Origin of the sequence: Amphritea atlantica (assembly GCA_024397875.1) — a bacterium.
GTDB lineage: Bacteria > Pseudomonadota > Gammaproteobacteria > Pseudomonadales > Balneatricaceae > Amphritea > Amphritea atlantica_B.
Window position 1 is genome coordinate 1,214,843 of the sequence record CP073344.1, and the last position, 12,575, is coordinate 1,227,417.

10 protein-coding genes are annotated in these 12,575 nt (G+C 51.8%); 9 read left to right on the plus strand and 1 reads right to left on the minus strand.

Features of this window, described 5'->3' with window-relative positions; all coding sequences use genetic code 11:
* The first annotated feature begins 240 nt into the window (after nucleotides 1-240).
* From KDX31_05410 to KDX31_05420, 3 genes are read left to right on the plus strand one after another with little or no spacing between them, the layout of a single operon-like run.
* Nucleotides 241-1,647 carry a hypothetical protein gene (locus KDX31_05410; protein ID UTW04442.1) on the plus strand — a complete coding sequence of 469 codons (1,407 nt, stop codon included), beginning with the start codon at nucleotides 241-243 and terminating at the stop codon, nucleotides 1,645-1,647.
* Nucleotides 1,647-2,444, plus strand: a complete 798-nt coding sequence (locus KDX31_05415) for a DUF4194 domain-containing protein (GenBank protein ID UTW04443.1) — start codon at nucleotides 1,647-1,649, stop codon at nucleotides 2,442-2,444. Before KDX31_05410 ends, KDX31_05415 begins: the two co-directional genes overlap by 1 nt.
* On the plus strand, nucleotides 2,444-5,893 hold the full coding sequence (locus tag KDX31_05420; GenBank protein UTW04444.1) for an AAA family ATPase: 3,450 nt from the start codon (nucleotides 2,444-2,446) through the stop codon (nucleotides 5,891-5,893). The genes KDX31_05415 and KDX31_05420 overlap by 1 nt, the downstream gene beginning before the upstream one ends.
* Nucleotides 5,894-5,912: 19 nt before the next feature.
* Here the strand turns inward: KDX31_05420 and KDX31_05425 are convergent, their stop codons facing one another.
* Nucleotides 5,913-6,644, minus strand: a complete 732-nt coding sequence (locus KDX31_05425) for a hypothetical protein (GenBank protein ID UTW04445.1) — start codon at nucleotides 6,642-6,644, stop codon at nucleotides 5,913-5,915.
* Nucleotides 6,645-6,709: 65 nt separating this feature from the next.
* Between KDX31_05425 and KDX31_05430 the strand changes: the two genes are divergently transcribed.
* The 6 genes from KDX31_05430 to KDX31_05455 all read left to right on the plus strand — a co-directional run bounded on the left by KDX31_05430 (nucleotide 6,710) and on the right by KDX31_05455 (nucleotide 12,536).
* Nucleotides 6,710-7,063 (plus strand): hypothetical protein, encoded by a 354-nt coding sequence (locus KDX31_05430; GenBank protein UTW04446.1) that lies wholly within the window; start codon nucleotides 6,710-6,712, stop codon nucleotides 7,061-7,063.
* A 93-nt stretch (nucleotides 7,064-7,156) separates the two neighbouring features.
* Complete coding sequence (locus KDX31_05435; protein UTW04447.1) at nucleotides 7,157-8,491, plus strand: DUF3422 domain-containing protein; 1,335 nt, start codon at nucleotides 7,157-7,159, stop codon at nucleotides 8,489-8,491.
* A gap of 16 nt (nucleotides 8,492-8,507) precedes the next feature.
* A complete protein-coding gene (locus tag KDX31_05440) occupies nucleotides 8,508-8,825 on the plus strand; it encodes a BolA family transcriptional regulator (protein UTW04448.1) in 318 nt (105 codons plus the stop codon).
* A 165-nt stretch (nucleotides 8,826-8,990) separates the two neighbouring features.
* Nucleotides 8,991-10,775, plus strand: coding sequence for an ABC transporter ATP-binding protein (locus tag KDX31_05445; GenBank protein ID UTW04449.1), 1,785 nt, complete (start codon nucleotides 8,991-8,993; stop codon nucleotides 10,773-10,775).
* A 35-nt stretch (nucleotides 10,776-10,810) separates the two neighbouring features.
* Nucleotides 10,811-11,935, plus strand: coding sequence for a cardiolipin synthase B (locus tag KDX31_05450; protein UTW04450.1), 1,125 nt, complete (start codon nucleotides 10,811-10,813; stop codon nucleotides 11,933-11,935).
* A gap of 139 nt (nucleotides 11,936-12,074) precedes the next feature.
* Nucleotides 12,075-12,536, plus strand: a complete 462-nt coding sequence (locus tag KDX31_05455) for a glycine zipper 2TM domain-containing protein (protein ID UTW04451.1) — start codon at nucleotides 12,075-12,077, stop codon at nucleotides 12,534-12,536.
* Nucleotides 12,537-12,575 lie beyond the last annotated feature (39 nt).

The following is a 12,575-nucleotide window of genomic DNA, read 5'->3' on the forward strand; positions in this document are numbered from 1 at the left end:
TTTATTTGTGAAAAGAGTGGGGTTGTCTCGTGGCACCTTCTTTGCCACTTGGTCAGTGTGCCTATTTCCGTTATCATCGGTACCTCTTAAGGATAGTGTGTCTTAAATGAGTGTGAACAGCGCAGCGCGCCTCTGGAGGCTGTGGCATCTTCAGAGAACGGGGCGGACCCGCTTTACACCTTTTTCACGTCTATCCAGATCCATATTTTCCAGACAGCGTGCCCGGAGATTTTAGCTGAGATGCTTTTCAAAAAGCTTCCCGAAACAATTTTTGTCCCTTTTTCCGGACAGAATAAACATATCTACGAGGCGGTCCTGCTGGATCTGGCTGATCAGTTCTTCGATGAAGACCTTGTCGATCCGTTCGTTCCTAAAGACCTGGTCCGCTCTTGTATTGAGGACACGGTCGTGCGCCTGGGCGTACGTCGCTGGGAACCTGAAGAGGGTGAGTCTGATGCAGACCGCCAGGAGCTGCCCCGTTCAACGGCGGAATATACCAGCCGAATCTACCGCCGGCTGGTTGAAACTGGCTGGCTGGAAGAGGAGCAGCGGATCTACCGTACCTTCGTGCTGTTATCTCCGGCGATCAGTTATCTGTTGCGCACGTTAGTTGGTATCAATGAGTTGGAAAAGCGCAGCTATGGCGGCGCCGTGCTCAATGTGCTCAGTTCACTGGAGTCAGCCATTAGTGATCCTGCCGGGCGGGGTATCACTTTGCAGGAAGCGGCTCAGACCGCTGCAGATTTCAGTGCTCACCTTACCGATATGATGCTGGGGCTGCGTGAGCTGAAGATCAGTCTGGCGGCGACATCCAACCCGCAGGAGATTGTTCGCAGTTTCTTCGACCGGTTTGTTGCTCACATTCTGGTGTCCGACTACAAGACCCTGAAAACCAAGAATAACCCGTTCCGCTTCCGGCGTCAGATTCTGACCATGCTGCGGGATCTGCAGTTTGATCCGCTCAAAGTGGAAAAACTGTCGAAACATTATCAGGAGCAGTTCGAGCTCAATTTTGCCGATGCTGAGGCGATGGTTCACAGCCATATCAACCGGATTATCCGTATCTTTGAATCGGTGGATCAGCGACTGGCAACCATCGATGATTTCCGCTACCGGCTGGAAAAACGGGTGGCTGATACCGTCCGCTACATGGATAAGACGACACCGGGGATGAGTTCCCGGTTGTCCCGTCTGATCAGTGATGTGTCCAAGCTGGATTCCCGCTCAATACCGCACATCAATACGCTTGAAAGTGTTGCGTTTATCGCGCCTGGCAGTGTGCGTTCACCGGTTCGGCGCCGGGTTGAAACTAAACCCCGGGTGATTCGTCCGGTGGAGATCGATCCGCGGGTTCTGGAGCTGCGACAGCTGTTCAAGGACTACAAGGCGCGCCGGGAGGTGAAGCCGGAGAATATTGAACTCTACGTTGAGCGTCACCTGATTGATAAAAAGCAGATTAAAGCCACCGATTTCACCATTGAGTGTATCGAGGATTACATCTGTTTCAGTTATCTGCGGCATATGCGTTCGCTGGGTAAGAAGGGGCGCGGAACGGCTAATAAGTATGAGATTAAGTTTGAAGATAAATATGTCAATGTCGCGGATATGGTTGAGTGTCGCGATTTCAGTATTCAGAGGAAAGTATAATGCTGGGTGATCTGCAGAAAATCATCGGTCGCAGCGATCAGTATCAGGAAGAGGATTTCGTCCGGGCCGCCAATATGCTGCTGGTGAACCAGTTTCTCTATGCTGAGCGTTCCGGGCACCGTGACAGTTATTTCCTGGTTGCATCCCATGTGGATTACTTTGTGAACCTCTTTGCCGCCATCGGCTGGACACTGATCTACCAGCCGGATGAAGCCTACCTGGGAATTTTGCCCAAAGGTGAAGAGCGCTTTATGCGTCTTAAACTGGATGAGTCACTGTTTTTGCTCTGTCTGCGCCAGCAATATGAGCAGAAACTGGAATCTTTTGATGTTGAGGCCGGACGTGCCTACATCAGTACCGATGAGTTACTTACCCTGTATGAAAACCTCACCGGACGGGAGATTCCCAATGAAACCCGTCTGAAAGAGTTGTTATCGCTGTTCAGTCGTCACGGTGTAATTGAGCGGGGTAAACCCCATGAAACCGATCCTAAAAATATTCCGTTAACCATCAATCCGGCGATTCGTCAGGTTGTGGTAGAGGACTATATCGGTCAGTTGGAAGCGTTGTGCGAAGAGCGGGATGAGGAACTGCCTGCGAAAGTCGCTGTGGTGGCCAGTGAGAATGCTGCAGAGCCAGATGAGGCTGAAGCGGATGATGCACCCGCTGACGACGTTGTTGCCGGGGAATCTGAGGGGGATGTTGAAAAAGCTGAAGACGGGGTGAGTGCTGCACCGGACGCTGACGCTGAACCACAACTAAACAACGTGCTGGCTGCACCAGAGGAGACAAACTGATGAAACAGCTTAACCGTATGGTGCTGGTGAACTGGTATGTTCTGGGTGCAGTTGAGATTCCGATTAAAGGCAATGTGGCGGTTATCGGCCCTAACGGATCTGGTAAATCTTCGTTACTGGATGCGATTCAGACCGTATTGATGGGTGGTAATAAAAAATACCTCAGCTTTAACGCCAGTGCCGGCGAGAAGAGTGAACGGAGCCTGCGAACCTATTGTCTGGGTTTCATGGACGATCTGGGCAAGAAAGAGAATGCCCGACAGGATTCAGTCAGTTATATCGCCCTGAGCTTTTTTGATACTGAAACCGGTAAAGAGACCTGTGTCGGACTGGCGATCAGTGCCTCTCTTTCCTTACCGGAAGAGGACGTTCTCGGGCGTTTTATACTGCCTGATTTCTCCGTTACGCTGGAAGACTTCACCATCAAACAGGATGGCGGCCGGTTGCCAAAAGAGTGGCCTGTGGTACGCGAGAATTTGCTAAAACAGTGTCCTGAGATGAAGTTGGAAAAACGTGCTAATCGCTTTATCCGTGAGCTGGTGACCGAGCTCAGCTATGATCAGCAGATGCCTAACGATGACGAGAAGTTCGTCAAAAACTTCCGTAATGCGCTGAAATTTGTGCCGATCAATAGCCCAACCCGGTTTATCCGTGAGTTTGTGCTGGATGAAAATATAGTTCATGTGGGGGCGTTCCGTAAGTCCCTCGATGAATACCGGGCGATGGAGCAGAAAACCCGGGAGGTTTACAACCGCATCGTTGAACTGGAAAAGGTTCAGGAACAGTGCAAAGGGATCGACCGTAACGTTAAAAACTCAGTTGAGTATGAATGGGTGGTGCACGAAACCCGGTTTGAGCACGCGGACCTGAAAAAAGAGGAAGCGGGAGAGCGTCTCGAGCTTAATCAGGAGAAAGAGACGACTCTGCAGGGGGATCTGGAAACCAAGAGCGAACAGCTCAATGAGATCATGCAGTCCCTGGCTAACACCCGTGCGGAGCTGAATAATACCGACAGCGCGCATAAGGTTAAGGCGCTGGAGAATTCAATTAATGCCCGTCAGCATGAGCTGAATGTGGTCAAAGAAAAAATTCAGCATGTCTATGCCCTGCTGCGCTCCGCTGTCAGTTTTGCCAACTATCAGCAATATCTGCCAGAGAATTTTATTCCGGTGGTCAAAGACTCTGTTGATTTGTGGCGCTCCGGTGAGGATATGATGGCGGAAGCCTGGCCGCAGGCACCGGTGGATGTTGATAACAATTTAAATCGGTTGAAAGAATCGGTCGACTCGGTACGCCGTGAGATCGCCCGCCGGTTTGAATCTTCCGTTATCCGCATGAATGAGTTGCGCAGTGAAATTCAGAGTCAGAAAAGTGCGGTTGAGCAGCTGAAAGAGGGGCGTGCGCCGCTGCGACGTAATACCCGTGAGCTGATGCAACTGCTCAAGGATTACGGTATCGAATCTACGCCGATCTGTGAGCTGGTGGATATTAACGATGAGAAGTGGCGTATTGCCATTGAGAGTTTCCTCGGCGCCCGTCGGGAAGCGCTGATTGTCGATCCTGACCGGGTTAAAGAGGCGATCACGCTGTATCGCCGTAAAGGGCGTCATCTGAAGGGCTGTCGGGTGGTTAACACCACCAAATCCCATGAATGGCTCAACCGTTCCAAACCCGGCTCGCTGGCGCAGTTTGTCGACTGCCAGAGTGATGATGCTCAGGCCTATATGAATCGTGCCCTGGGCGGGGTGATGGCGGTTGAAACTGAGAGTGAACTGCTGAAACAGGAGCGGGCGCTGACCTATGACTGCATGCTGCAGACAGAGGGGACGACGACCTCGATTCGTGAAGAAGCGCCGATGATGGGCAGTGGCGGAGGCCGCCGTCAGCATCAGTTGCAGCAGCAGGATCGTCAGGTTGAGCAGATGATGGCTGAGTTCAGTGCACTGAATAAAGACCATGAAGCACTCGATAGTTTACGCGAAAACCTGATTCGCATGACTGCTGCGCTGACCGGCGTTACCGAGCGTACCTTCGATCTGGTGAATCAGCGGGAGATGCTGCAAACTGAGATTGACGGCTATCGTCAGGGTATTACCGATCTGCGTAATCAGGATGACAGTGGCATACACGCGCGGATTACTGAGCTGGTTGATGCGCAGAAAGCGGCTCAGGATGCACAGAAGAAGCTGATGGATAAGCTTCAGTCGACCCGTACCAGCCTGATCAAAGACAACGCCTCGCTTGAGGTGCTGGATAATGAACTGGAAGAGCATGCAGCTGCCAGAGCAAAATGCGAAGCCGACGCTAATTTTGATGCACAGTCTGCTCAGGAAAAGCGAGATTATATGGATGAGTCCTGTTCCGGTGATCTGGACAGAATTATCTTTGAATCGGCTAAGAAGGCACAGTCTGAACTGAGCCTGGTGGAGCGTAAAAAGAATACCGTGCGTGACGGTGTCGCCCAATATAAGGCGCGCTATCATGGTTCCGGCCTGAGTCATCAGGAGCTGGATAAGGTGAGTGAGGATTCTACTCACGCGCAGTTAGCGCAGTTTGTTGATGATACTATTCAGTCGCTGCGTGACAGCGAGCTGGCTGAATATACTGAGAAGGCTGAGCGGGCGAGACTGGAAGCGGAGACCTCATTCCGCTCTGATTTTGTAGCGCACCTGAAAGATCAGATCGATAAGATTAAAGAGCTTATCCGGGAGTTGAATGCCCACCTGAAAAACCGCCCATTCCATCGTGAAATGTACAGCTTCGAGATGATGCCCAATCCGGAACTCAAGGATATTCTTGAGCTGGTAGAGGCCTACACTCGGATGGATCAGGCGAATGTCGGTTCACTGTTTGATTTCAAATATGATGAAAAACGTCCCCATCAGGATGCACTGGCCAAGATTCATGAGGTGCTTAAAGATGAGGGGGAAAGCAGTCTGCTGCAGGATTACCGTAACTTCTATAATTTTGAGTTAGTGGTTAAAGATCTTGAGGGGAATCGTAAGACAACCCTGACTCAGCGGATTAAAACCGGTTCCGGTGGTGAGCATCAGGTGCCTTTTTATGTGGCGATCGCCGCAGCGATGGGGGCAACCTACCGACTGCGGGAGAGTATCGATGGTGTGACGCTGGGGGGCATTAGCTTGTCAGTATTCGATGAAGCGTTCAATAAGCTCGATGCCGAAAACACCGTAACCTCACTGGGCTTTATGAGTGATCTGGGACTGCAGACGCTGATTGCGGCTCCCGATGATAAATACTCGCTGATGGCGACTACCATGGATACCATTATCAACGTCTGTCGTGACGGACGTATTGTCGATATCGATGTGGAGTTTCCGACTAAAAACGGTAAGGAGCTGCTGAACTCGGATAACCCTTATCGTCTGATCGGCAAGCCTGAAGACGAAGAGAGTGGCGAAGATGTTGAGGGGCTGATACCGGCCTGATAGCAGCGTAGTAATTCAATCAGACTGAGCTGGCCCAGCGGGTTCCCCGTTGGGCCAGTTTTGCTTCAGGTAGTTTAAAGTCCGCTGCTAAGCTGCACAGCGGGGTATTCTGTCGCAAAACAATCAACCGGTCAGTATCATTCGGGTGTGGCCGAACCTGCCACTGTTCGGGTTGATTAATGATTCCGGCCAGTATCTCCCGGGCCCCGGGAGTAGGAATGCCTCTGAACTCCACCATCACCTGGTCATTGTTGGGTAGCGCAAGCTGTTCTGTCCGTAAATCCCGGAACTGATCATTCGCCAATAGGCGAGCGAGGTGTTGCAGCGTCCAGGGGGAAGGCGGTTCAGTGAGTGGTCTCATCGGGCCAAGGTTTCCGGGCGAGATAATCGATCGGTCTTTAGAGAAAAACTTGCGTACGGTCAGCTCGGTATGCGCCTTCAGCAGCGAGTTATCCCGCACATTTCCATCGAAGTTAATCTCCGCCAGGCCATCAATCATCATCTGCAGATTAAAATCGCAGGCCTGAATAAATTTCCAGGCGGGTTTCAGCGAGCTGCGAGAACCGAGACTGTATTTAATGGCCTGCTTGCCATGTCGGGTATTGTTGTCCAGCACTGTAATCATCAGATAGGTTGTCTGAAAATCCACCATCGCTTCCGGCTGCTCGGTAAAGCAGGAAGGCACTTCTCGCTTACAGAAATCAAGCCAGGCTTGTTTGGTGTTCAGGTGGGGCAGGCAACGGATATTCATTCACATCTCGGGGGCTGAGGTTATAATGCTGGCCACTAGTTTAGCTGAAGTCGGGAGAAGCCTCTATGAAACTGATCAACCGTTCCGGATTTGCCGTTTTGCCGCGTCAGCCATTTGTTGACTGGGCCAATCTGCAGCAGGATGAACTGAATCAGTCAATGACGCTGGAGGAGCATCGCGCCGAAGGCAGTGTCTATCTTACCGAAGAGTTTCAGAGCGAAGCCGATGTCTCTCAGCAGTTAGCGTTACATTGTGAAAAAATATTCGCTAATGAACTGGCCGCCTGGGATGAATTTGGTGATCACTGGCCCCGGGACAGAACGCTGGATATGTTTCTCGAATGGTTTGATGTCACGCCTCAGGTGATGGCGGTAGATCTGTTGCAGACGCCTCTGATGCTGGCTCCATTGGAGGATTGACAGGGTTCTTTTGTCGCGGGTATTCAGTAGAGTTGCTTTAAATGACTGGTTTCGCTAACAATAGTGCATCGTTAATAGAAATCAGGAAGTTTGATGTCTGTCACTGCCAATCTTCGGCTTGAAATGCATTCAATGAGAGAATCTCTCTACGAAGAGATGCACTCAAGACCGTTTCAGGTTATTCCCAGTCCTGCCCGGATTTCTCATCTTTCAGTGCTGTGTAGTGAAGCGCAGAAAGATGAACAGTTCCGTCACCTGCAGCAGCTTTGTGAAATGCTGGGTGGTCGGGTGCCGGAGCAGGATGAGCCGTGCTTTCAGCAGCAGTTTGATAAGCTTAAGGTGCGGCGTGAAAAGCATATGGAGTTTGTCTCCTATACTTTTATCTGGCTCGGTGGGCATCATCGTGATCCATTTGCTGAAACCGGCATCAGCCATCTGCCGGAAGGGTGGCTGAACGGTATCTGTGGTGAGGTTGTGGCGGCCTTTCATATGTCGGTAGAAGATGTTCGTAAAATTGGTGAACCCACTATTCCCGAGGTAAAAAGCCACTTCGAAGCGATGCGTCTGGTGGGTAGTCAGCCTTCACAGGGGGCTGCGCAGGTGTGGACCAGTTACCGGATGCACAGTGACGGCTTTGGCCGGTTCCTGATCTATAACCGGGAGATGAGTGACAGTCAGTTGGGACGTTTGATTCAGCGGCTTCTGGAGATCGAATCCTATCGGCTGATGACCCTGATGGGGTTACCGATGGCTCGCTCAATCGGTCCGCAACTACAGCAGATGGATCAGCAGTTGGCTGAGCTGACACAGATTCTCTCCAGCGAACAGTATGATGATGCCAATTGTCGCGATGAGCGACAGTTGCTTAGTCGGCTGACCCATCTCGCCGCGCGGGTTGAGGCCTATCGCGCCAGTTCTACGTTTCGCTTTAATGCCACTAATGCCTATCAGGATCTGGTGATGCAGCGTCTTGCGGATCTGCGGGAAGACGAAGTGTCTGGTCACCTGACATTGCAGGAGTTTATTACCCGGCGAATGATTCCGGCGGTGCGCACCTGTAAGGCAACCGCGGGACGCCTTGAAGATCTGTCACGCAGAATAGACCGGGTCAGCGATATGTTGCGTACCCAGGTTGAGCTGTCGATTCAGGGACAGAATCAGGAGTTGTTAAGTTCAATGGACCGGCGCTCACAAATTCAGCTGATGATGCAGCATACGGTTGAAGGGCTTTCCGTGGCAGCGATCAGTTATTACGCTATCGGTTTGGTAAAGATTTTCATCGGTGTGCTGTATGATCAGGGGTTAGATATCAATAAGAGTCTCTCGCTGGGAATCGCTATGCCACTGGTCATTATTGCTGTGGCGCTGATTACCCGGCGGATTCATTCCAAATTCAGTAAGCTGGCTGCCGATTCGGCAGACCATTGATAGAGTCAGGATTTATATGAGTATAGCGACAGAGATAGAGCAGCGTCTGGGGCAGGCACTGGCCTTGCAGCATCTGGTGATTGAAAATGAGAGTCATATGCACAGTGGTCCGGCAACGGAAAGTCATTTTAAGCTGGCTGTTGTGGCGGATGATTTTGCCGGTAAGCGACCGGTTGCCCGCCATCAGTTGGTCTATGGGGCGCTTTCTGAACTGATGAATAACCCGATCCATGCGCTGGCGCTGCATCTGTATACTGCCGCAGAGTGGCAGCAACAGAACGGTGAAATCCCTCAGTCGCCCAACTGCATGGGTGGCTCGAAAGGTGATCATTGAGCCGGCCGGGCTTTATTTCTCTGGTCTGGACAGCGTCAGATAGCAGACAAAAAAACCGCATTAGCGGTTTTTTTGTCTCTGTCGTCTGCAGTAGTCGTCTGAATCTGGCTAAACTTCGTATATACAGACTAACCGAAATGACTCTCAGGGAGTGTGCCCCTCGTTATGGATCAGCCTCATTATAACTGGCGATATATTTTCAGTGTTGCGCTGGAATACCGGCCTTTATTGATAAAGGCTAACCTGATTGCCCTGTTGGCAACCTGTGCCAGTGTGCCGCTGCCGCTGTTAATGCCGATGCTGGTGGATGAGGTGCTGCTTAATCAGCCGGGAACGCTGGTAAGCTGGTGTAACGCTGTTTTTCCTCAGGGCTGGCAGGGGCCGGTGCTATACATTACCGCAATACTGATACTGACCATTGTGCTGAGGGCTGCGGCTCTGGTGTTTAATGTCTGGCAGGGGCGGCAGTTTTCCATTATTGCGAAAGAGGTTATCTATCGTATCCGGGCCGGATTGCTGCAGCGACTGAAACGGATCTCAATGGCTGAGTATGAGTCACTGGGGAGTGGTTCGGTCAGCTCCCACTTTATTACTGATCTGGATACCGTTGACCGCTTCGTTGGTGCTTCGGTCAGTCGCTTGCTGATCGCACTGCTGACCATTATCGGAACCGCTGTGGTGCTGGTCTGGATGAACTGGCAGCTGGCGCTGTTTATCTTGTTACTTAACCCGCTGGTTGTCTGGCTGACGATGACCATTGGTAAGCAGGTTAAAGAACTGAAAAAACGCGAAAACCGGGCCTACGAACAGTTTCAGGGTAGTCTCACCGAGGTGCTCGAGGCGATCTATCAGATTCGTGCAGCCAACCGGGAAAATCACTATCTCCAGGGGCTGATCGGTGATGCCCGCTCGCTGCGAGATCACTCCACCCGGTTTGAATGGCGCAGCGAGGCGGCCAATCGCTTTAGTTTTATGGTGTTCCTGGTTGGTTTTGATATGTTCCGGGCGCTGTCGATGGGGATGGTGGTGTTTTCCGATCTCAGTATTGGTCAGATGATGGCTGTATTTGGCTATCTCTGGTTTATGATGGGGCCGGTGCAGGAGGTATTGGGAATTCAGTATGCTTTTTATGGGGCGAAAGCGGCTTTACAGCGTATTAACCGGCTGGTTGAGCTGGATGAAGAGCCTGACTACCCCCACCTGAAAAACCCGTTTAAGGATAGAACAACGGTTGCCATAGAACTTCAGGATATCCATTTCAGCTATATCGATGGGCAGGAGGTACTGCGGGGTCTGTCGCTGAAAATAGATGAGGGTCAGAAGATTGCTCTGGTGGGGGCCAGTGGCGGGGGGAAATCAACTCTGGTGCAGGTGTTGCTGGGGTTGTATCAGTCGAAGCGGGGGCGGGTGTTGTTTGGTGGGGTGCCCGTTGAGCAGATCGGTCTGGATCGGGTGCGGGAAAATGTCGCCACGGTGTTGCAGCATCCGGCGCTGTTTAATGATTCAGTCCGGGGTAATCTGACGCTTGGGCGCGAATATACTGATCAACAGCTCTGGCAGGCTTTGGCGGTGGCGCAGCTGGAACCTTTTGTGCGCCACCTTGATAGTGGTCTGGATACGATGGTGGGGCGTCAGGGCGTCAGGTTATCAGGAGGGCAGCGGCAACGGCTGGCGATTGCCAGGATGGTGCTGACTGACCCGAAAGTGGTGATTCTGGATGAGGCAACCTCTGCGCTGGATGCGGAGACGGAGTTTAATCTGCACCGCGATCTGGCGAGTTTTTTGCGGGGGCGTACCACCATCATTGTTGCTCACCGTTTGAGTGCTGTAAAACAGGCTGATCATGTCTATGTGTTTGAAGATGGTCAGGTAGCAGAGCAAGGGGATCATGATGAGCTGCTGCAGCAGAACGGACTCTATGCCCGTTTATACGGTCAGCATCAGCACTGATCGTGGTGCTGAATTAACAGTAAAGGGAGCTGCGTATGGCAGGCAGGTATCGCTGGTCCGGAGGTAATCGGGTTGAGCTTCTGGTGGAGGGAACCCAGTTTATTCCCCGGATGCTTCAGGAGATAAATGAGGCTCGTCACTCTCTGTTGCTGGAGTTTTATATGGTCAGCTCAGGCGCAGTAGCTGACCGCTTTATCAATGCGCTTATCTGTGCCGCGCAGCGGGGTGTTCAGGTTTGCTGGCTGATCGATGATTTTGGCGGCAGAAGATTTAGTCAGCAGGACAGTCAAAGGCTTGAGCACGCGGGTGTGCATGTCAGGCGTTATAACCCGATCAGTTTGTTTAAGATGGCAGCTAATCTGGCCAGAGATCATCGTAAGCTGCTGATTGCTGATCAACAGACAGGCTTTATCGGTGGAACCGGGATCAGTGATGAATACCTTCGTTCCAGGCATGAAAAAGCTGTACCCGCCTGGCATGAAGTGATGTTGCAGGTTCAGGGGCGGGTAGTCGCCGATATGGTGCAGTTGTTTGCCAGGCAATGGCTTAAGTCAGGTGGTGCTATGCCAGCAATCAGTCCACCGGACAATACGCGTCTGGGAGGGGCGTTGGCGAGAGTGACAGAGGTGGAGGGGTTGAAAGTACAGCAGATAAAGCGCAGCTTTGTGTTTCGCATGAATCGGGCGAGCGATCGTGTCTGGCTGGCAACGGCGTATTTTCTCCCCGCCTTTTCAGTGCGCAGGAGTCTGCGTCGTGCGGCCCTGCGGGGTGTTGATGTGCGGCTCATTGTCGCAGGGCCTGATACGGATCATCCCTGGGTGTATCACGCCTCGAAGCGCTATTACCGGCGGCTATTGCAATCGGGTGTGCGGATATTTGAGTATCAGCCCTCATTCCTGCATACCAAGCTTGGGTTGTGTGACAACTGGATTTCTGCAGGATCCTGTAACCTGGATCACTGGAATCTGCGCTGGAACCTGGAAGCCAACCTGGAAGTGGTGGAACCGAAACTGACCCGAGCTGTCGAACAGTTGCTTATCAGTGATATGACACGCAGTCATGAAGTTTTATATGCTCAGTGGCGTCAGCGGCCGTGGTCACAGAAGTTTAAAGAGGTCTGTTGGTCACTGATCTGTCAGGTGTTGTTAAAGATCCGTTAAGGCAGGGAAAATTATACTGACACTACCCCTGCAGGATTTGTGCAGAGGCACGAATCTGGTATAAGAGGATCACTGCTTGGATTAAGCATGTCAGGTTATACTTAGCCTATAACATTACAACGGTTTTCAGGACTGACTTATGAATAAAACTATTATTGTTATTTTTGCAGCAGCCGTGCTGATGTTGCAGGGCTGTGCTTCGTCGCTGAGTGGTGATACCTATTCCCGGAGTGAGGCGCGAAAGGTTCAGAATGTTGAATTTGCCTGGGTCGAGGCGGTTAAGCCTGTCGTGATAGAAGGCCGGACTGACAGCCCTCTGGGGGCCGGTGCCGGCGCTATAGTGGGTGGTATCGCCGGCAGTACTGTTGGTGGCGGTAAAGGCAGCAGTATTGCCTCTGTTATGGGGGCCGTCGCTGGCGGTATTGTGGGGCAGAAAATTGAAGAGAACTCTACCCGAAAGCAGGGGCAGGAGATCACGGTTACCCTTGAAAGTGGCAGGACGATCTCTGTCGTTCAGGAGGTTGACAGTGATGGCTTCTTTCAGCCCGGTGAGCGGGTTCGGGTTCTGCGTCAGGGGTCAACTGCGCGGATTGTGCGATAAGTGTAATCGGAGCGTTTTGCTGGCGTAAAAAAGCCCGCT

Excerpts from the sequence above, each read along its gene's own strand:
- KDX31_05430 (UTW04446.1), top strand. The coding sequence starts at position 6,710 with ATGAAACTGATCAACCGTTCCGGATTTGCCGTTTTGCCGCGTCAGCCA.
- KDX31_05455 (UTW04451.1), top strand. The coding sequence starts at position 12,075 with ATGAATAAAACTATTATTGTTATTTTTGCAGCAGCCGTGCTGATGTTG.
- KDX31_05415 (UTW04443.1), top strand. The coding sequence starts at position 1,647 with ATGCTGGGTGATCTGCAGAAAATCATCGGTCGCAGCGATCAGTATCAG.
- KDX31_05440 (UTW04448.1), top strand. The coding sequence starts at position 8,508 with ATGAGTATAGCGACAGAGATAGAGCAGCGTCTGGGGCAGGCACTGGCC.
- KDX31_05445 (UTW04449.1), top strand. The coding sequence starts at position 8,991 with ATGGATCAGCCTCATTATAACTGGCGATATATTTTCAGTGTTGCGCTG.
- KDX31_05435 (UTW04447.1), top strand. The coding sequence starts at position 7,157 with ATGTCTGTCACTGCCAATCTTCGGCTTGAAATGCATTCAATGAGAGAA.
- KDX31_05450 (UTW04450.1), top strand. The coding sequence starts at position 10,811 with ATGGCAGGCAGGTATCGCTGGTCCGGAGGTAATCGGGTTGAGCTTCTG.
- KDX31_05425 (UTW04445.1), bottom strand. The coding sequence starts at position 6,644 with ATGAATATCCGTTGCCTGCCCCACCTGAACACCAAACAAGCCTGGCTT.
- KDX31_05420 (UTW04444.1), top strand. The coding sequence starts at position 2,444 with ATGAAACAGCTTAACCGTATGGTGCTGGTGAACTGGTATGTTCTGGGT.
- KDX31_05410 (UTW04442.1), top strand. The coding sequence starts at position 241 with ATGCTTTTCAAAAAGCTTCCCGAAACAATTTTTGTCCCTTTTTCCGGA.